Raw genomic sequence first — 19999 nt, forward strand, 5'->3', positions numbered from 1 at the left:
CGCTCTGCGTGGGAATGCATCCCGCGATGCTCCGCGTCGGGCGCGAAGCGTTAAAGGGAAGGGGACTGTTTGCGCCGTTTCCATTGGGCCAAACGCGCTTGCAGCGCCTGGGGCGTGTCGATCTGTTGCTGCCGCGCACGGCTGAACAGGATCAGCATCAGCTCCGCCGTCGCCAATGCATCGGCGCTGGCGTGATGGCGTTCGCCGGCCTGTAGCCTGAAGTGGTTGAGCCAATCATCCAGCCCGGCCTCGCGAATGTGCGCCTCGGGGCACAACAGTGGGGCCAGGTCTGCTACATCCAGGAATGGATGGGCCAGGCGATACCCCAGGCTGTCCTTGAGCGCCCGGCACAGCATGTGTTGATCAAACGGCGCATGAAAGGCCAGCAGAGGGCTGTCGCCCACGAACGCCATGAAATCCAGCAACGCCTCGGCCGGGTCGCTGCCGGCGGCGATTGCACTGGGCCCCAGCCCGTGGATCAGCACACTGGGGCTGAGCTTGGTGTCGGTGCGCTGCAGGGTACGTTCGAACAGTTGGGAAAAATCCACCGCACCGTCTTCGATGACCACGGCGCCGATCGACAGCACCTGGTCGCGGTGAAGGTTCAGGCCGCTGGTTTCCAGGTCCACCACCACCCAGCGCTGGCTGCGCAATGTGCCGTTGCCCAGTTCGGCGGGCTTGGGTAACTGCTCCAGGCGCTGCTGTTGCGCAGCGTTGAGCCCAGGCTTTTTGGCGCGCAGCCAGCCAAACAAACTCACAGCTGATACCGCAAGCTCAGGCTGCTTTGCAGGCGTTGGGCCTGGCGCAGGGACTCACGCAGGATGCGCCTGTCGAGGTGGTTGAGGCTGTCGGGGTCGACGCGGTTGGAATAGGGCAGGTTCTCGCGGGTCTGCAATTGATGCTGCTGCATACGGGTCTGCTGGATAAAGTGGTAGGCCTCTTCATAAGCGGCGCCATCCAGGGGCTCGATCACGGCCTTGTCCACCAATTGGCGCAGGCGTTCCAGGGTGTTGTTGGCGTGGATGCCATTGGCCAGCGCCAACAGGCGCGCGCCGTCTACAAAGGGCGTAAGGCCCTGCACCTTGAGGTCGAGGGTGGCTTTTTCGCCATTTTTGCGGGTCAGCACAAACTCGCGAAAACGCCCCACCGGCGGGCGGCGCAGCAGTGCGTTCTCGGCCAACATACGTTGGAACAAGCGGTTATCCGCCACCTGATCGAGAATGCCCTGGCGCAGTTGCTCGCAACCGCGCTCGTCGCCCCACACCACGCGCAAGTCAAAATAGATGCTTGAGCCCAGCAGGTTTTCCGGCGTCGCCTCACGAATGAACGCGCCGAAGCGCCGCGCCCACTCCACGCGGGACAAGCACAGCTCGGGGTTGCCGGCCATGATATTGCCCTTGCACAGGCTGAAGCCGCACAGCGCCAAGCTTTGGTTGATGTGCTGCGCCAGGGGCAGCAAGCGGCCACGAAAGTCGGCGGCTTCGACGGCGTCCTTGGCCTCGAACAGGATGCCGTTGTCCTGGTCGGTGTACAGCGTTTGCTCGCGACGGCCTTCGCTGCCAAAACACAGCCAACTGAAGGGCACGCCGGGGTCGCCTTTTTCCGCGAGGGTCAGCTCGATCACCCGGCACACGGTGTGGTCGTTGAGCAGCGTAATGATGTGGGTGATCTGGGTGGATGAGGCGCCATGGGCGAGCATGCGCTCCACCAACTGGCCGATTTCACCGCGAATCGCCACCAGGTTTTCCACCCGGGGCGCGTTGCGGATGGTGCGGGCCAGGTGCACCAGGTCCACGCGCTGCAAGGAGAACAAGTCACGCTCGGAGACCACGCCACACAAGCGCTGATCTTGCACCAGGCACACATGGGCGATATGCCGCTCGGTCATGGCGATGGCCGCGTCGAACGCGCTGTGCTCCGGGCTCAAGTAAAACGGTGCCTGGGTCATGTGCCCGGCAATGCTCTGGCTGAAGTCGCTGGTGCCGTCGGCGACCACCTGGCGCAGATCGCGCAGGGTGAAGATGCCCAAGGGCGCCTTGTGTTCGTTGACGATCACAATGCTGCCGACCTGCTGTTCGTGCATCAAGGTCACCGCTTCACGCAACGGCGTGTGCGGGCTGCAGGTGACCGGGTGGCGCATGGCCAATTCACCCAGGCGGGTATTCAAGGAGTATTGGGTGCCGAGGGTTTCCACGGCTTTTTGCTGTACCTGCTGGTTGACCTGGTCGAGCAGGCTGCTGACCCCGCGCAAGGCGAAATCACGAAACGGGCTGGACAGCGCGAACAGCTTGATAAAGGCCGGCTTGTTCAATTGCAGGCAAAAGGTGTCTTCAGCGGCTTTGTGTTCTGTGCGGGTCGCGCGTTCACCCAGCAAGGCGGCGAGGGGGAAGCATTCGCCGGTGGCGATTTCAAAGGTAGTGTCTGCCGAGTCTGGGCGCTCACCCACGACCCGCCCCTGCTTGACGATATAAAAATGCTCGACCGGGCCGCCCGACGGTTTGAGGATGCTGTCGCCAGGGCCGTAGAAACGCAGCTGGCACTGTTCCACCAGGAAGGCCAGGTGCGCTTGTTCCATCTGGTTGAACGGCGGGAAGCGTTGCAGGAATTGCAGGGTGCCGTGGATGTTCTGCAACACCGCGGTTTTACCCGCCTGTGCGAATGCATCAGCTTTACTCATAACAGTGACCGCAGTGTTTTTGTCGTTATCGTGCTGCATGGTCGACTCCTGCGCGGTGGGTGCCCATTGGACGTAAGTCTAGGTCGAGGAATACCGCGCAAAACTAGGGAAAAACCTTACATGACAATCGTCCAAAACCCGTAGAACGCCCACTAGGCAAACTTTCCGACGAAGTGCACATTGATCGCCCTTCCGCAGATGTCTGACGAGTGTGCTGGGAGATTGATGAGAACTGCTGAGAAACGTATGTCCGACCACGATATTTTGAGTGATGCCGAGCGCGAGGCGCTGAGCGCCGTGATGCTGGAGCCCGATTTACCCCCCCAACGCGTATTGATCGTGGACGACGACAAGGACGCGCGTGAACTGTTGGCGGAAATCCTTGGGCTCGACGGTATTCGCTGCATGACAGCCGAAAGTGGCGAGGCAGCGTGGGAGTTGTTGAAGACGCACAGTTCCATCGGTTTGTTGATCACCGACCTGCGCATGGCGCCCAGCAATGGCCTGGAATTGATCCGCCAGGTGCGTGAGTCCACCCGTGCGGCGTTGCCGATCATCATCATGTCTGGCGACGCGGAAGCCCCGGATGTGATTGATGCGATGCATTTGAGCGTGGTGGATTTCTTGCTCAAGCCGATTGATAGCGTGAAGTTGGCGAAGCTGGTGAAGCGGGAGTTGGGCATCGCAATGCCTGAAGGAAATGAAAAAACCCTTTCTCCCAAGCAACCGCAGAAGCCGCACAGACACCCTTGGGGCAAGAAAAAGTAGTTTCAATTAAAAAGCCCCGATCTTTCGATCAGGGCTTTTTTGCATCTGTAGGAGCGAGCTTGCTCGCGAAGAATGCACAGGCACCGAGTTTGTCCAAGGTGCCTGCGTTATCGTTGACGTTTTTCGCGAGCAAGCTCGCTCCTACCATTACAGGCCGTTCTTGGCCTTGAACTCCCGACGCCTGCGGTGCAACACCGGCTCGGTATAGCCATTGGGCTGCTTGGTCCCTTCAATCACCAACTCCACCGCTGCCTGGAACGCGATGTTGCTGTCGAAATCCGGAGCCAGTGGGCGGTACAACGCATCCCCGGCATTCTGACGGTCTACCACCGGCGCCATGCGCTTGAGGCTTTCCATCACTTGGGCTTCGTTGGCGATGCCGTGGCGCAGCCAGTTGGCGATGTGCTGGCTGGAAATACGCAGGGTGGCGCGGTCTTCCATCAGGCCGACATCGTTGATGTCCGGCACTTTGGAGCAGCCCACACCCTGGTCGATCCAGCGCACCACATAGCCAAGGATGCCCTGGGCGTTGTTGTCCAGTTCGTTGCGGATCTCTTCTTCGGACCAATCGGTGTTGCTGGCCAAAGGAATGGTGAGGATATCGTCCACCGAGGCGCGCTCGCGCTTGGCCAGTTCGGCCTGGCGGGCAAACACATCGACCTTGTGATAGTGCAACGCATGCAAGGCCGCGGCCGTTGGCGAAGGTACCCAGGCGGTGTTGGCGCCGGCCAGTGGGTGGGCGATTTTCTGTTCGAGCATCGCCGCCATCAGGTCGGGCATCGCCCACATACCTTTGCCGATCTGTGCACGACCTTGCAGGCCAGTGCTCAGGCCGATATCGACGTTCCAGTTCTCATAGGCGCCGATCCATTTTTCCGCCTTCATGGCCGCCTTGCGCACCATCGCGCCGGCTTCCATGGAGGTGTGGATTTCATCGCCGGTGCGGTCGAGGAAACCGGTGTTGATAAACACCACACGCTCGCTGGCCGCCTTGATGCAGGCCTTGAGGTTCACGGTAGTGCGGCGCTCTTCGTCCATGATCCCGACTTTGAGGGTGTTGCGCGCCAGGTTCAGCACCTCTTCGATGCGGCCGAACAGTTCGTTGGTGAACGCGGCTTCTTCCGGGCCGTGCATCTTCGGTTTCACGATGTACACAGAACCGGTGCGGCTGTTCTTGCGGGTGTTGTTGCCGTTGAGGCTGTGGATCGCCGCCAGGCTGGTGATCAGGCCGTCAAGGATACCTTCCGGTACTTCGTTGCCGTCTTTATCGAGGATCGCATCGATGGTCATCAAGTGGCCAACGTTGCGCACGAACAACAGCGAACGGCCGTGCAGGGTCACGTCGCTGCCATCCACGCCGGTGTAGACGCGGTCAGGGTTCATGGTGCGGGTGAAGGTCTGGCCGCCCTTGGCCACTTCTTCGGCCAGGTCGCCCTTCATCAGGCCGAGCCAGTTGCGGTAGATCACCACTTTGTCGTCGGCGTCCACAGCCGCCACGGAGTCTTCGCAGTCCATGATGGTGGTCAGCGCGGCTTCCATCAGCACGTCTTTGACGCCGGCAGCGTCGGTCTGGCCGACTGGGGTGCTGGCGTCGATCTGGATTTCGAAGTGCAGGCCATTGTGCTTGAGCAAGATTGCAATCGGCTCGGCCGCAGGGCCCTGGAAGCCGATCAACTGGGCATCGTCACGCAGGCCGCTGTTGCTGCCGCCTTTGAGGCTGACGATCAGCTTGCCATCGACGATCTTGTAGCCGGTGGAATCGACGTGGCTGCCGGCGCTGAGCGGCGCGGCTTCGTCGAGGAAGGCGCGGGCGAAGGCAATCACCTTGTCGCCACGCACTTTGTTGTAGCCCTTGCCTTTCTCGGCGCCGTTGGCTTCGCTGATGGCGTCGGTGCCATACAGCGCGTCGTACAGCGAGCCCCAGCGCGCATTCGAGGCATTGAGGGCGAAGCGGGCATTCATCACCGGCACGACCAACTGTGGGCCGGCCATGCGTGCGATCTCGTCATCGACGTTTTGGGTCGAGGCCTGGAAGTCTGGGGCTTCTGGCAGCAGGTAGCCGATGTCTTGCAGGAAGGCTTTGTAGGCCACCGGGTCATGGGCCTGGCCTGCGTGGGTCTGGTGCCAGGTATCGATCCGCGCCTGGAAGTCGTCGCGTTTGGCGAGTAGGGCTTTGTTCTTCGGGGCCAGGTCATGGATGACCTTGTCGGCACCGGCCCAGAACTGGTCGGCAGTGATGCCGGTACCGGGAATGGCTTCGTTATTCACGAAGTCGAACAGGACTTTGGCGACCTGCAGGCCACCGACTTGAACGTGTTCAGTCATTGCTTGCCTCACTCTGCGGAGCTTATGCGCTTTTTCAGATTTTCATTATGTAGTGCACGGTTGGGCATACTACATGATGACTTGCGGTTGTGAAAATTAGACTAAATACGTCGTTTAGCGACCCACTTTGGTCGTACGGTCACAGCGGAGAACCGGATGTTCTCAAAAAACTATTGGATTGTTCCAGATAAATATCAAAATGGTACACGATTTGTCTTCGAGCGACCGCGCGTCCACTTTGTAGGAGCGAGCTCGCTCGCGAAAAACCTGAGAGCACCGCAAGTGTCAGTTTTTTCGCGTTATCGTTGACGACCTTCGCGAGCAAGCTCGCTCCTACAGGAATAGCACCGAGGTATTTCGCCATGGACCATCTTGTACTCACTATTATCGCCGCCGACAAACCCGGCCTGGTTGAGCGCATCGCGCAGAACATCGCCAGTCATGGGGGTAACTGGCTGGAAAGCCGCATGGCACACATGGCCGGGCAGTTTGCCGGGATCCTGCGGGTCAGCGTGCCGAGCGAGCAGCGCCAGGCATTGGTGGGGGCGCTGGAGGACTTATCCACACACGGCATTCGCGTGTTGGTGGGTGAGGGCAGCAGCGGGCAGGCAGCGGCGTCCAAGCCGATCCTGATGACCCTGGTGGGCAATGACCGCTCGGGCATCGTGCGTGAGATCACCGCGCTGTTGAGCCAGCAGGGTGTCAACCTGGAACGCCTGAGCACCGATGTGCGCCCGGCGCCCATGAGTGGTGATCCGCTGTTCAACGCCGAGGCGTTGCTGCAAGTGCCGGCCACGCTGTCGCTGGAAACCTTGCAAGAGGCTTTGGAAACCTTGGCCGATGACTTGATGGTGGAGCTGCGTCAGGAGGAGTAACGAGCTACAAGGTTATGCATCGAAATCTTGCATGGGCCTGTGGATAACCTGTAGAGACCCGACCCTAGGCCGCGCCCGCCGGGCATCTGCGCAAGTTGAGCAAAAAACGAGCAGTTTCAAGGGCTTGTGCACAAATGGCGGGGATCAGGTTGTGGATAACCTTGGGGTGGAACGCTGCAAGCCACGAATGCTGTGGCTTGCAGAGGTTTGTACGTTATTTGATCAGCGTTTGCGCACGGTCAGCCAGGCATCCAGGCTGTACACCACCAGCCCGGCCCAGATAAAGGCGAAGGCAATCAGCGTGCTCGGTGCCAGGTGTTCACCGAACAACAGCACGGCTTCGAGCAACACCAGCGTCGGCGCCACATACTGCAAAAAGCCCAGGGCGGTGTAGGGCAAATGCCGTGCAGCGGCGTTGAAGCACACCAGGGGGATCAGCGTGACCGGGCCTGCGGCCACCAGCCACCAGGCCTCGGAGGTGCTCCAGAACGCCAGTTGCGCGCTGTGGGCGGTGGGGTTGAACAGCAACCAGGCGATGGCAATGGGTACCAGCATCCAGGTTTCCACCACCAGCCCTGGCAGCGCCTTGACCGGCGCCTGCTTGCGGATCAAACCGTAGAAACCGAACGTCAGCGCCAGCGCCAGCGACACCCACGGCAGGCTACCGACCTGCCACACCTGCTGCGCCACACCCGCCGCAGCCAACCCGACAGCCACCCATTGCAAACGGCGCAGGCGCTCGCCGAGGATCAGCATGCCCAGCAGCACATTTACCAGCGGGTTGATGTAGTAACCCAGGCTCGCTTCGAGCATGCGCCCGGTGTTCACCGACCACACATAGGTCAGCCAGTTAGCGGCGATCAACGAACCACTGAGGGCCAGGATCGCCAGACGCTTGGGGTTGTCGCGCAGCTCGCGGAACCAGCCAGGGTGTTTCCACACCAGCAGCAACAGCCCACCGAACAGCGCCGACCACAATACGCGGTGCACGATGATCTCGGCGGCGGGCACGCTGGCGATGGCTTTGAAGTAGAGCGGGAACAGACCCCAGATGACATAGGCGCTCAGGCCCAGGATGTACCCCTTGCGAGGGTTGGCGGCTTGCATTGCAGAATCCTTGCTTAGGCAGCTAACAAAGCGCAATTGTAAGGATATTTGTCAGACAACGCTCGTTCCCACGCTCTGCGTGGTAACGCCGCCTTGGACGCTCTGCGTCTGCTCTTAAATCGTGACGCGGAGCGTCACAGGATGCGCGCCCACGCAGAGCGTGGGCGCGATCATGGAACGCGTTCAGAAGAGCTTCAGCGGTTCTTCATTGAGCGCCGACAGTTGCTCGCGCAATGCCAGCACTTGGTCACCCCAATACCGCTCGCTGCCAAACCACGGAAAGCTATGGGGGAATGCGGGGTCGTCCCAGCGTCGCGCCAGCCAGGCACTGTAGTGCATCAGGCGCAGGGCGCGCAGCGGTTCGATCAGTGCCAGTTCGCGTGGGTCGAAGTCGTGGAATTCCTGGTAGCCATCCATCAGCTCCGAGAGCTGGCCCAGGCATTCCTGGCGGTCGCCCGCCAGCATCATCCACAGGTCTTGCACCGCCGGGCCCATGCGGCAGTCATCCAGGTCGACGATATGGAACATCTCGTCGCGGCACATCATGTTGCCGGGGTGGCAGTCGCCGTGCATGCGGATGTTCTTGTGCGGGGTGGCCTTGTAAACCTCTTCCACACGCTTGAGCAGGTCGCGGGCCACGGATTCATAAGCCGGCAGCAGGCTCTTGGGAATGAAGTTGCCTTCAAGCAGGGTGGTAAGGGAGTCATGACCGAAATTCTTCACCCCCAGGGCTTCGCGGTGTTCGAACGGGCGGGTGGAGCCCACCGCGTGCAAACGCCCGAGCAGTTGCCCAAGCCGATAAAGCTGATCGAGGTTGCCAGGCTCCGGCGCGCGGCCGCCACGGCGGGGGAACAGGGTGAAGCGGAAACCTGCATGTTCGAACAGGCTCTCGCCGTTGTGGACCATGGGGGCGACCACCGGTACGTCGCATTCGGCCAGTTCGAAGGTGAAGCGGTGTTCTTCCAGGATCGCCTCGTTGGTCCAGCGCTGGGGGCGATAGAACTTGGCAATCAGCGGTTCGGCGTCTTCGATGCCCACTTGGTACACGCGGTTTTCGTAGCTGTTGAGCGCCAGAACCCGCGCGTCGCTGAGGAAACCGATGCTTTCGACGGCGTCGAGCACCAGGTCTGGGGTGAGTGTTTCAAACGGGTGGGCCATGCGAACTCCTGCGCGCAGCAGGGCGCCGCGTCCGGCCGGGTATGGTAACGCTGTAGGAGCGAGCTTGCTCGCGAAAAACCAGAGAGCGGCGCGGGGAGTCAGGTTCCCCGCGTTATCGTTGACGGTCTTCGCGGGCAAGCCCGCTCCTACAGGGATAGCGGTGTGTCAGGCGCCTACGATCCCGCCGTCATCCCGCCGAATCGCCATCACCGAGGAGCGCGGCTTGCCGTTGGGCAGGTGTTCCGGCCAGGTCGAACCACCGGTTTCCCCTGGGTGTTGAATGCCCACGAACAGCGTCTTCTGGTCCGGCGAAAAACTGAGCCCCGTCACCTCACACGCCACCGGCCCCACCATGAAGCGACGGATTTCACCGGTGCTCGGGTCGGCACACAGCATCTGGTTATTGCCCATGCCCGCAAAGTCGCCGGCGTTGCTGTAGTCGCCATCGGTGAGGATCCACAGGCGCCCGGCTTTGTCGAAGCCCAGGCCGTCGGGGCTGTTGAACATGTTTTGCGGGTTGATGTTGGACGAACCACCCTTGGGGTTGCCGGCATGTACGCCGGGGTTGCCGGCCACCACGAACAGGTCCCAGGTGAAGTCCGTGGCACCGTGGTTATCGGCGTCGGCTTTCCAGCGCAGGATCTGGCCGTAGACGTTTTTCTCCCGTGGGTTGGGGCCGCCCACCGGCTGGCCCTCTTCGCCGCGCTTGGCGTTGTTGGTCAGGGTGCAATAGACCTGGCCGTCGGTGGGGCTGACCACGATCCATTCCGGGCGGTCCATGCGTGTGGCTTTCACCACGCTGGCGGCCAGGCGCGCGTGAATCAGGACCTCGGCCTGGTTGGCGAACCCGCTGCTGGCGTCGATGCCGTTTTTGCCATGGGTGAGTTCAACCCACTGGCCTTTGCCCTTGGGGTGGTCGGCGTTGCCGTCGCCCGCGTCGAAGATCGCCACGTACAAGGTGCCGTGGTCGAGCAGGTCTTTATTGGCCTTCGGGTTGGTGTGGTTGATCTGATCGCGGCTGACGAATTTGTAGATGAACTCACCGCGTTCATCGTCGCCCATGTACACCACGGCGCGGCCGTCACGGGTTTCGGCGAGGGCTGCGTTCTCGTGCTTGAAGCGCCCCAAGGCCGTGCGTTTGACCGGGGTGGATTGCGGATCGAACGGGTCGATTTCCACCACCCAGCCATGGCGATTGAGTTCGTTGGGGTTCTTGGCCATATCAAAGCGCGGGTCGTGCGGATGCCAGTTGATGTCCTTGCTGGCGGCCACCACGCCGTAGCGCTTCTGCCCGGCGTCGAAGGTTTGCTGCGGGTTGCTGCTGCCAAAGCAATCGGTGAAGTTTTCTTCGCAGGTCAAGTAGGTGCCCCACGGAGTCTTGCCGTTAGCGCAGTTCTGGAACGTGCCGAGAACTTTTTTGCCGGTCTTGTCGGCGCTGGTTTTCAGCCAATCATGGCCGGCAGCAGGGCCGCTCAAGCGGAGCGGTGAATTGCCGTGGATGCGCCGGTTGTAGCGCGAGTCCTGGACGAACTGCCAGGTGTGACCCTGGCGCCGTACTTCGATCACCGACACGCCTTCGCTGGCCAGGGCCTTGCGCACGTCTTCGGCGGATTGCGGCGCGCCGCCGTGAGCGAAGAGGTAACGGTAGTTGGTGTATTCGTTGTTGATCGCCATCAGCGCGCGGTTGTCGTCGCCAGGGAATGGGAACAGGCTCATGCCGTCATTGTTGTCGCCGAACTGTTGTTCCTGGGCCTTGGCGGTGCCATGGCCGGTCGGGTCGAAGGCTGGGGCGTTCTTGTGCAGGGGCTGGCCCCAGCTGATCAGCACCGAAGCGCTGTAGCCCGGTGGCAGGGTGATGGTGTCGCTGGTGGCGGCGGCGATGCTGGTGAACCCCAGCAGCGGGCTGGCGGAAGCGGCATTCACCGCCAGGGCGCTACGGCTCAGCAGGTTACCGCCGAGGAACATCGCGGCGCCGCACAAGGCGCCTGCGCCGATAAAGCGACGGCGGGTCAGGCCCACCATCTGTTCAAGGTCGGTGGCTTGGTGTTCTTCTAATAGGCTCATCACAGGCTCCTTTAAGGTTTTTGCAGACACCTTAAGCAGCGCTTGTGACCGAATTGTTGCAGCTTGAAGACGCGGGCCCGTTACACCGGGGTGCCGAGCAACACATGGCTGGGTGCAAACTGCACGCGGATCGCCTGGCCCTGCGCTGCGTCGATGGCCTTGAGTGCGACGGGCTGCGCCAGTGCGCACAACACTTGGCCGTTGGGCAGGGCGATACGCACCTCGCTGGGGCCGTCTTCGGCGGCGAGAATGGTCTCAATCCTGCCTCCCAGGCAATTGTGTCCAAGTGTTTCGGTTTGCCCGTCCGCCAGTAATTCCAGCCATCCGGCCTTGATCAGGGCGACCACTTCCACGCCGGTCTGCAGTTCCAGGCGCAGGGTGCTGTCGTGGGTGATCTGTGCATCCAGATGCAGACCGCCGGCCAATTGCAGTCGGATCATGTCGTTGTGGCCATGGCTCTCTATGGCGCTGACCTGGCCGTGCAATTGGTTGCGCGCGCTGGTGCGCAGCATCAAGCGGCCCAGCAGGTTGAAGTCGCTGGCCGCTTCGTCCGAGCCAAGGATTTCGGCCTGAAGCAGTTGCAGGCGCTGATAAAGGCGCAGCACCCGTTCACCTTCTTGCGTCAGTTTGGCGCCGCCACCGCCCTTGCCGCCGACGCTGCGTTGCACCAGCGGTTTTTGCGCCAGGTTGTTCAGTTCATCGATGGCGTCCCAGGCGGCCTTGTAACTCAACCCGGCACTCTTGGCCGCACGGGTGATGGAACCTTGTTCAGCGATATGCCCCAGCAAGGCAATACGCTGGGGGCGGCGGATGATGTGTTGGCTGAGAGGGCTGGGCACAGACATGGCAGATACGCTTGGGTGAGATGCGCCGACGTTGCCGCGCTGGCGCGGGGGAGTCAAGTCAGCTGCCGGGTTTGGGCGTACGGGCCAGGCAATACACGTCCACCTGGCGGGCGCCGGCATTTATCAACAAGCGCGCCAGGCTGTGGGCTGTGGCGCCGGTGGTGAGGACGTCGTCTACCAGCGCCAGATGCTGCCCGGCAACCTGGATGCCGGGGGCCAGGGCGAAGGCGTTGAGCAGGTTGCGTTTGCGGGTCTTGGCATCGAGGTCTTGCTGCGCCACGGTTTCATGGGGGCGCAACAGCGCATGCTCATCAAAGGGAATGTCGAGGGCGTGACTGAGCCAGCGGGCCAGCATCAACGCTTGATTAAAGCCGCGTTCGCGCAGGCGTTTACGCGCCATGGGCACGGGCAGCAGGCAGTCGGGGCGCTCCAGTTCGCCGTTATCGAAGCGATGCTGCAAGTGCTGCCCCAGCAGGCGCGCCAACAGGTGCCCCAGCGGCCAACGCGCCTGATGCTTGAAGCGGCTGATCAGGGTATCCACGGGAAAACTGTAGGTCCATGGCGCGACCACTTGGTGAAAGGCCGTAGGCTGTTTTTGGCACTGGCCGCAGATCAACCCATCCATGGGCAAGGGCAGGGCGCAGCGCTCGCATTGTTCCATCAGCCATGGCAATTGCGTTTCGCAGGCGCTGCACACGGCCTCGGCCGATTCGGTGCACTCATCGCAAATCAAACAGGATTGTATGTTTTTTAACCAGATGTAAACCTGGTGTTTGTACTTGGGTTGACAGTGCATGGATCTTCCTTAAATATGCCGAGCATCCGTGTCGTGCCTGTGGGTATTGCCCTTCCCACAGCGCTTGCCAAAGCATAATCAAGGAATCGCCCATGAGCGCCAGCACCTCTGCCACCCTGCGTCACGATTGGTCTTTAGCTGAAGTCAAAGCCCTGTTCGTGCAGCCCTTCAACGACCTGTTGTTCCAGGCGCAGACCGTGCACCGCGCGCATTTCGACGCCAACCGCGTGCAGGTGTCGACCCTGTTGTCGATCAAGACCGGCGCCTGCCCGGAAGATTGCAAATATTGTCCGCAGTCAGGCCACTACAACACTGGCCTGGAAAAAGAGAAGCTGATGGAGGTGCAGAAGGTCCTCGAGGAGGCCGCTCGCGCCAAGGCCATCGGTTCGACGCGTTTCTGCATGGGCGCGGCGTGGAAACATCCATCGGCCAAAGACATGCCCTATGTGCTGGAAATGGTCAAAGGCGTGAAGGCCATGGGCCTGGAAACCTGCATGACCCTTGGTCGCCTCGACCAGGACCAGACCGAAGCCCTGGCCCAGGCCGGCCTGGACTACTACAACCACAACCTCGATACGTCGCCTGAGTTCTACGGCTCGATCATCACCACCCGCACCTACAGCGAGCGCCTGCAAACCCTGGCGTACGTGCGTGAGTCGGGGATGAAGATCTGCTCGGGCGGCATCCTCGGCATGGGCGAGTCTCTCGACGACCGCGCCAACTTGCTGATCCAACTGGCCAACCTGCCGGAGCATCCGGAATCGGTGCCGATCAATATGCTGGTGAAGGTAGCGGGTACGCCGTTGGAAAACGCCGATGACATCGACCCCTTCGATTTCATCCGCATGCTGGCGGTGGCGCGCATCCTGATGCCGCAGTCCCACGTGCGCCTGTCGGCCGGCCGCGAAGCCATGAACGAGCAGATGCAGGCCCTGGCGTTTTTTGCCGGTGCCAACTCAATCTTCTACGGCGACAAACTGCTGACCACCGCCAACCCCCAGGCTGACAAAGACATGCAACTGTTCGCACGCCTGGGCATCCTGCCCGAAGCCCGTGAAGAGCATGCCGACGAAGTGCACCAGGCGGCGATCGAGCAGGCGTTGGTGGAGCAAAAGAGCAGCGAGCAGTTCTACAACGCTGTGGTGTAACCACCTTTGGAATGCATTCCAGCTCCCCCATTGGACCCAGTTGAACCTGTTAAATCGAGGCCAGCATGTCTTTCGATCTCGCCGCGCGCCTCGCTGCCCGCCGTGCCGACCATCTTTACCGTCAGCGCCCCTTGCTGCAGAGCCCCCAAGGCCCGCAGGTGGTGGTGGACGGGCAACCGTTGTTGGCCTTCTGCAATAACGATTACCTGGGCCTTGCCAGTCACCCGCAAGTGATCGAAGCCTGGCGCGCCGGTGCGTCCCGTTGGGGCGTTGGGGGCGGTGCTTCGCATTTGGTGGTGGGCCACGCCACGCCGCACCATGAGCTGGAAGAAGCCCTGGCTGACTTGACCGGTCGCCCGCGTGCCTTGCTGTTCACCACCGGTTACATGGCCAACCTCGGCGCGGTCACGGCGCTGGTGGGGCAGGGCGATACGGTATTGGAAGACCGGCTTAACCACGCGTCTTTGCTGGATGCCGGTTTGCTGTCCGGTGCGCGTTTCAACCGCTACCTGCATAACGACGCGGGCAGCCTGGCCAAGCGCCTGGAGAAAGCCACCGGCAATACCTTGGTGGTCACCGACGGTGTGTTCAGCATGGACGGCGACCTCGCCGACCTGCCCGCGCTGGCCCGTGAAACCCGGGCCAAAGGGGCCTGGCTGATGGTGGATGACGCCCATGGCTTCGGCCCGCTGGGCGCCAACGGCGGCGGTATCGTCGAGCATTTCGGCTTGAGCCAGGACGACGTGCCCGTGCTGGTTGGCACCTTGGGCAAAGCGTTCGGCACCGCCGGGGCTTTTGTGGCTGGCAGTGAGGACTTGATCGAGAGCCTGATCCAATTCGCCCGCCCCTATATCTACACCACCAGCCAGCCACCGGCCCTGGCCTGCGCCACCCTCAAAAGCCTGGAACTGCTGCGCAGCGAACATTGGCGACGCGAGCACCTCAACGCGTTGATTCGCCAGTTCCGCCATGGCGCCGAGCAGATAGGCCTGGCGTTGATGGACAGCTTTACGCCGATCCAGCCGATCCTGATTGGCGACAGCGCCCGGGCACTGCGCCTGTCGCAGATGCTGCGCGAGCGCGGCCTGATGGTGACCGCCATTCGCCCACCGACCGTGCCCGCCGGCAGTGCCCGTCTGCGGGTGACATTGACGGCAGCCCACAGCGAGGCGCAGGTGCAGCTACTGTTAGAGGGGTTGCAAGCGTGTTTTCGCTTATTAGGCGACTCGGAGCCTGGCCATGCGTAATCGACTGATATTGCTACCGGGCTGGGGCCTGGGTGTGTCACCGCTGGAGCCGTTGGCCGCTGCGTTGCACGGCCTGAACGAGCATTTGCAGGTACAGATCGAACCCTTGCCGGCGCTTGAGGCCAGCGAGCTCGGTGAATGGCTCGACGAACTCGATGCGACGCTGCCGGACAACGCCTGGCTCGGGGGCTGGTCGCTGGGCGGCACGCTCGCGTCCGAGTTGGCGGCGCGCCGTGGCGAGCGGTGCTGCGGCTTGCTTACCCTGGCGAGCAACCCGTGCTTCGTCGCCCATGATGGCTGGCCCCATGGGATGCCTGCCGAAACCTTCGATGCATTCTTGGCCGGCTGTCATGCTGATTCCCAAGTCACGCTCAAGCGTTTTGGCCTGTTGTGCGCCAAGGGTGCCGAAGACCCACGCGGCTTGTCGCGCTTATTGGTCAGCGGTGCGCCGAATACCTCCCCCAGCGTGTTGATGCCCGGCCTGGAACTGCTGGCCCAACTGGATACGCGGGCGGCCTTGCAGGCTTTTCGCGGCCCACAGTTGCACCTGTTTGCCGGCCTGGATGAGCTGGTGCCTGCCGAAGCCGCCAGTGACCTGCTGGCCTTGCTCCCCGATGTAGAAATCGGCCTGATTGAACAGGCCGGTCACGCGTTTCTTCTGGAAGACCCTCACGGAGTCGCCGGGGCTATCCAGGCTTTTTTGCATGAGTGTGTTGATGACTGACCTATCCCACCCGCCCTTGCCTGGGGGCTTGCCGGACAAGCGCCAGGTCGCGGCCTCGTTCTCCCGTGCGGCGGCCAGTTACGACAGCGTGGCCGAGTTGCAGCGTGCTGTCGGGCATGAACTGCTCAGCCGCTTGCCGCACGGGCTGGTGCCCCAGCGTTGGCTGGACATGGGCTGTGGCACGGGTTACTTCAGCCGCGTATTGGGCGAGCGTTTGCCCGGTAGCCAGGGTGTGGCGTTGGATATTGCCGAGGGCATGCTCAACCACGCGAGGCCACTGGGCGGCGCCGCGCATTTCGTGGCTGGCGATGCAGAACGCTTGCCGCTTGCAGCTGATAGCTTCGAGCTGCTGTTCTCCAGCCTCGCGGTGCAGTGGTGTGCCCATTTTGATGCAGTGCTCAGTGAAGCCAAGCGTGTGCTGCGACCAGGTGGCGTGCTGGCCTTTGCCAGCCTGTGCGTAGGCACCCTGGATGAGTTGCGCGAGAGTTGGCGGGCGGCGGACGGCCTGGTCCACGTCAATCGCTTCCGCACCTTCGAGGCTTATCAGCAACTGTGTGCGGCCAGTGGTCTGCGCGTGATCAGCCTGGAGCGACAGCCCCATGTGTTGCATTACGCGGATGTGCGCAGCCTGACCCATGAGCTCAAAGCATTGGGCGCCCATAACCTCAACCCAGGCCGCCCGGGAGGGTTGACGGGCCGTGCGCGGATTGTCGCGCTGGTAGAGGCCTACGAGCAGTTCCGCCAGGCCCAGGGCCTGCCCGCCACGTACCAAGTGGTGTATGCCGTACTGGAGAAACCGCTATGAGCGCCGCTTACTTCATCACCGGTACAGACACCGATGTTGGCAAAACCACCATCGCCGCCGGCCTGTTGCATGCCGCCAGGCTCGCCGGCAAAAGCACGGCCGCCGGAAAGCCGGTGGCGTCTGGCTGCCAACTGACGGCCAAGGGCCTGCGCAATGCCGATGCCTTGGCGCTGCTGGCTGAGTGTTCCGTGCCGCTCAGTTATGCCGAGGTCAACCCGGTGGCCTTCGAGCCGGCTATCGCGCCGCATCTGGCGGCGCGCGAGGCGGGCGTCGGGCTCACGGTGCAATCGCTGCTCAAGCCGATGCAGCAGATCCTGGCACGGGGCGCGGACTTCACCTTGATCGAAGGGGCGGGCGGTTGGCGCGTGCCCTTGGCCGACCAGGCCAATCTGTCGGACCTGGCCATGGCGCTCAAGCTGCCGGTGATCCTGGTGGTGGGCGTGCGCCTGGGGTGCATCAGCCACGCGTTGCTCACCGCCGAAGCCATTGCGCGGGACGGCTTGCCGCTGGCGGGTTGGGTGGCAAACATCATCGACCCCAAGACCTCTCGTCTGGAAGAGAACCTCGCCACCCTGGCTGAGCGTTTACCAGCGCCCTGCCTGGGGCGGGTGCCGAAACTCAAGCACGCCGGGGCTGCCGCGGTGGCCGAGTACTTGGAGCTGGACCTGCTTGACTGATTTTGGCTATCGCTAAGGCAATATGCCATTAGTGTTTTTGACGGGCCTTTTGCCAGGATGTCTGCTTCAATCCAGTTTCACGATTTTCTCAAAGGCAGGCTTACGCCATGGACATCTCTGGAAGCAGCGCGTTTTATTCGGGCCTGAGCACCATTCAGACCGGGCAGAACCGCGTCGACCAGGCGGCCGGCAAGATTGCCAGCGCCGCGACCACCCAGCCATCGGCCGCGCAAAGCGACCGTCTGCAAGCCAATGACCGCGCCCAAGCGTCCAACTCGGCGAGCAACATGGTGGAAATGGCCCAGGGCAAGTTTCAAGTCGAACTGGGGGCGAAAGTCGCCAAGGCTTCGGATGAAATGCTCGGTACCTTGATCGATACCTACGCCTGATCCCGTCCCACCCTGTAGGAGCGAGCTTGCTCGCGAAAAACGCCAACGATAACGCGTACCGCCTGGACTAGCACGGTGTGCTGATGTCCTTCGCGAGCAAGCTCGCTCCTACAAAAAGCTTCATCTTTCCTGAAAATTCTGTGTGGCATCCCGCCTCAGGCCTTAGCGTGCCTGACGCTGACCCGCGTCAAGACAAACGGCATCTGGCCGACGCTTGACAACCCTGGGTCGTAAACGTATGTTTCAAACACCTGTTTGACCGCCATAACAAATCCATGCGGTTGTTCATCCCAGCTACATCAGCAGAGGTTTATCGCTATGCCTGACTACAAGGCCCCCTTGCGTGATATTCGCTTCGTTCGTGACGAACTGCTCGGTTATGAAGCGCACTATCAGAGCCTGCCGGCTTGCCAGGACGCTACCCCGGACATGGTCGACGCCATCCTCGAAGAAGGCGCCAAGTTCTGTGAGCAAGTACTGGCACCGTTGAACCGCGTGGGCGACATCGAAGGGTGTACCTGGAGTGAGTCAGGCGTTAAGACCCCAGCGGGCTTCAAAGAAGCCTACAAACAATTCGTCGAAGGCGGCTGGCCAAGCCTGGCCCACGACGTGGAGCACGGTGGCCAAGGCCTGCCGGAATCCCTGGGCCTGGCTGTGAGCGAAATGGTCGGCGAAGCCAACTGGTCGTGGGGCATGTACCCTGGCCTGTCCCATGGCGCGATGAACACCATTTCCGAGCACGGCACCCCCGAGCAGCAAGACGCTTACCTGACCAAGCTGGTGTCGGGCGAATGGACCGGCACCATGTGCCTGACCGAGCCACACTGCGGCACCGACCTGGGTATGCTGCGCACCAAGGCCGAGCCTCAGGCTGACGGTTCCTACAAAGTCTCCGGTACCAAGATCTTCATCTCGGCCGGCGAACACGACATGGCCGACAACATCGTCCACATCGTACTGGCCCGCCTGCCGGACGCACCGGCCGGCACCAAAGGCATTTCGCTGTTTATCGTGCCCAAGTTCCTGCCCAATGCCGATGGCTCGGTGGGCGAGCGCAACGCGGTCACCTGTGGTTCCCTGGAACACAAGATGGGCATCCACGGCAACGCCACCTGCGTGATGAACTTCGACGCGGCCACCGGTTTCCTGATCGGCCCGGCGAACAAAGGCCTGAACTGCATGTTCACCTTTATGAACACCGCTCGCCTGGGCACCGCGCTGCAAGGCCTGGCTCACGCCGAGATCGGCTTCCAGGGCGGCTTGAAATATGCGCGTGATCGCCTGCAAATGCGCTCCCTGACCGGCCCGAAAGCACCGGACAAAGCCGCTGACCCGATCATCGTGCACCCTGACGTACGCCGCATGCTGCTGACCATGAAAGCCTTCGCCGAAGGTAACCGTGCGATGGTGTACTTCACCGCCAAGCAAGTGGACATCGTCAAGTACGGCACCGACGACGAAGCCAAGAAGCAGGCCGATGCCCTGTTGGCCTTCATGACCCCGATCGCCAAGGCGTTCATGACCGAAGTCGGTTTTGAATCGGCCAACCACGGCGTGCAGATCTACGGTGGCCACGGCTTTATCGCTGAGTGGGGCATGGAGCAGAACGTTCGCGACAGCCGCATTTCGATGCTGTACGAAGGCACCACCGGCATCCAGGCGCTGGACCTGCTCGGCCGTAAAGTGCTGATGACCCAAGGCGAAGCGCTCAAGGGCTTCACCAAGATCGTGCACAAGTTCTGCCAGGCCAACGAAGGTAACGACGCGGTCAAAGAGTTCGTTGCACCGCTGGCGGCACTGAACAAAGAGTGGGGCGAGTTGACCATGAAGGTCGGCATGGCCGCGATGAAAGACCGCGAAGAAGTCGGCGCCGCCTCGGTGGACTACCTGATGTACTCCGGCTACGCGTGCCTGGCTTATTTCTGGGCCGACATGGCGCGCCTGGCTGCCGAGAAACTGGCCGCCGGCACCAGCGAAGAGGCGTTCTACACCGCCAAGTTGCAGACTGCGCGTTTCTACTTCCAGCGCATCCTGCCGCGTACCCGCACCCACGTGGCAACCATGCTGTCGGGCGCCAACAACCTGATGGACATGAAAGAAGAAGACTTCGGCCTGGCTTACTAAGCCTTACCGGGTCCCTAAAAAACCGCCGCCTCCTTCGGGACGCGGCGGTTTTTTTTGCACTCCTGTAGGAGCGAGCTTGCTCGCGAAGGTCGCTAACGATAACGCGGGCATTCTGGATAAGCGCGGTGCCTATGGGATCTTCGCGAGCAAGCTCGCTCCTACAGAAGGCGCGCATAAAAAACCGCAGTAAGGCACTCAGGGATTGCAACCCGCTGCCGTTACAGTGATGGCAATGTGATACATGCCCGGTCGGTTGTGCTTAACTGACCG

17 protein-coding genes and 1 pseudogene are annotated in these 19999 nt (G+C 61.7%); 9 read left to right on the top strand and 9 right to left on the bottom strand.

Annotated features, from left to right (window positions below; genetic code table 11):
- Window positions 1-50: 50 nt before the first annotated feature.
- On the bottom strand, window positions 51-758 hold the full coding sequence (locus CRN80_RS11485) for a PolC-type DNA polymerase III (RefSeq protein ID WP_098950175.1): 708 nt from the start codon (window positions 756-758) through the stop codon (window positions 51-53).
- Window positions 755-2677 carry a putative nucleotidyltransferase substrate binding domain-containing protein gene (locus CRN80_RS11490; protein ID WP_098952599.1) on the bottom strand — a complete coding sequence of 641 codons (1923 nt, stop codon included), beginning with the start codon at window positions 2675-2677 and terminating at the stop codon, window positions 755-757. Before CRN80_RS11490 ends, CRN80_RS11485 begins: the two co-directional genes overlap by 4 nt.
- A gap of 246 nt (window positions 2678-2923) precedes the next feature.
- Here CRN80_RS11490 and CRN80_RS11495 point away from each other — a divergent pair.
- Window positions 2924-3361: pseudogene (locus CRN80_RS11495) on the top strand (response regulator); the annotation flags it as partial.
- 231 nt (window positions 3362-3592) lie between these two features.
- Here CRN80_RS11495 and CRN80_RS11500 read toward each other — a convergent pair.
- Together CRN80_RS11500 and CRN80_RS30580 are read right to left on the bottom strand one after the other, a co-directional pair.
- Complete coding sequence (locus tag CRN80_RS11500; protein ID WP_098950176.1) at window positions 3593-5770, bottom strand: malate synthase G; 2178 nt, start codon at window positions 5768-5770, stop codon at window positions 3593-3595.
- A 139-nt stretch (window positions 5771-5909) separates the two neighbouring features.
- Window positions 5910-6134: a hypothetical protein gene (locus CRN80_RS30580; protein ID WP_125970770.1), complete on the bottom strand. Its 225-nt coding sequence runs from the start codon at window positions 6132-6134 to the stop codon at window positions 5910-5912.
- Here CRN80_RS30580 and CRN80_RS11505 point away from each other — a divergent pair.
- A complete protein-coding gene (locus CRN80_RS11505) occupies window positions 6133-6645 on the top strand; it encodes a glycine cleavage system protein R (protein WP_032894984.1) in 513 nt (170 codons plus the stop codon). The two genes, CRN80_RS30580 and CRN80_RS11505, sit on opposite strands and share 2 nt — an antisense overlap.
- A 222-nt stretch (window positions 6646-6867) precedes the next feature.
- On the opposite strand, the gene rarD is transcribed toward CRN80_RS11505, so the two are convergent.
- The 5 genes from rarD to CRN80_RS11530 all read right to left on the bottom strand — a co-directional run bounded on the left by rarD (window position 6868) and on the right by CRN80_RS11530 (window position 12615).
- Window positions 6868-7752 (bottom strand): EamA family transporter RarD, encoded by an 885-nt coding sequence (gene rarD, locus CRN80_RS11510; protein WP_098950177.1) that lies wholly within the window; start codon window positions 7750-7752, stop codon window positions 6868-6870.
- A 183-nt stretch (window positions 7753-7935) separates the two neighbouring features.
- Entirely contained in the window at window positions 7936-8910 is a 975-nt protein-coding gene (locus CRN80_RS11515; RefSeq protein ID WP_098950178.1) for a serine/threonine protein kinase, read from the bottom strand.
- 165 nt (window positions 8911-9075) lie between these two features.
- A complete protein-coding gene (locus CRN80_RS11520) occupies window positions 9076-10974 on the bottom strand; it encodes a PhoX family phosphatase (protein ID WP_098950179.1) in 1899 nt (632 codons plus the stop codon).
- Window positions 10975-11054: 80 nt separating this feature from the next.
- On the bottom strand, window positions 11055-11819 hold the full coding sequence (locus CRN80_RS11525; RefSeq protein WP_098950180.1) for a TOBE domain-containing protein: 765 nt from the start codon (window positions 11817-11819) through the stop codon (window positions 11055-11057).
- 58 nt (window positions 11820-11877) lie between these two features.
- Window positions 11878-12615 (bottom strand): ComF family protein, encoded by a 738-nt coding sequence (locus tag CRN80_RS11530; RefSeq protein WP_098950181.1) that lies wholly within the window; start codon window positions 12613-12615, stop codon window positions 11878-11880.
- A gap of 92 nt (window positions 12616-12707) precedes the next feature.
- On the opposite strand from CRN80_RS11530, the gene bioB reads away from it, so the two are divergent.
- The 7 genes from bioB to CRN80_RS11565 all read left to right on the top strand — a co-directional run bounded on the left by bioB (window position 12708) and on the right by CRN80_RS11565 (window position 19729).
- On the top strand, window positions 12708-13763 hold the full coding sequence (bioB, locus tag CRN80_RS11535; protein ID WP_032894995.1) for a biotin synthase BioB: 1056 nt from the start codon (window positions 12708-12710) through the stop codon (window positions 13761-13763).
- Window positions 13764-13828: 65 nt separating this feature from the next.
- Window positions 13829-15010, top strand: coding sequence for an 8-amino-7-oxononanoate synthase (gene bioF / locus CRN80_RS11540; RefSeq protein ID WP_098950182.1), 1182 nt, complete (start codon window positions 13829-13831; stop codon window positions 15008-15010).
- Window positions 15003-15734: an alpha/beta fold hydrolase gene (locus tag CRN80_RS11545; protein ID WP_098950183.1), complete on the top strand. Its 732-nt coding sequence runs from the start codon at window positions 15003-15005 to the stop codon at window positions 15732-15734. Before bioF ends, CRN80_RS11545 begins: the two co-directional genes overlap by 8 nt.
- Window positions 15727-16539, top strand: a complete 813-nt coding sequence (gene bioC / locus CRN80_RS11550) for a malonyl-ACP O-methyltransferase BioC (RefSeq protein WP_098950184.1) — start codon at window positions 15727-15729, stop codon at window positions 16537-16539. The genes CRN80_RS11545 and bioC overlap by 8 nt, the downstream gene beginning before the upstream one ends.
- Window positions 16536-17216, top strand: coding sequence for a dethiobiotin synthase (gene bioD / locus CRN80_RS11555; RefSeq protein WP_047711931.1), 681 nt, complete (start codon window positions 16536-16538; stop codon window positions 17214-17216). Before bioC ends, bioD begins: the two co-directional genes overlap by 4 nt.
- Before the next feature lie 107 nt (window positions 17217-17323).
- Window positions 17324-17605, top strand: a complete 282-nt coding sequence (locus tag CRN80_RS11560; RefSeq protein WP_020302162.1) for a hypothetical protein — start codon at window positions 17324-17326, stop codon at window positions 17603-17605.
- Window positions 17606-17923: 318 nt separating this feature from the next.
- Window positions 17924-19729 (top strand): phenylacyl-CoA dehydrogenase, encoded by a 1806-nt coding sequence (locus tag CRN80_RS11565; protein WP_014720204.1) that lies wholly within the window; start codon window positions 17924-17926, stop codon window positions 19727-19729.
- Window positions 19730-19999: the final 270 nt, after the last annotated feature.

The sequence above is a fragment of the Pseudomonas sp. FDAARGOS_380 genome (genome assembly GCF_002591235.1).
In the GTDB taxonomy this organism is placed as follows: Bacteria; Pseudomonadota; Gammaproteobacteria; order Pseudomonadales; family Pseudomonadaceae; genus Aquipseudomonas; species Aquipseudomonas salmasensis.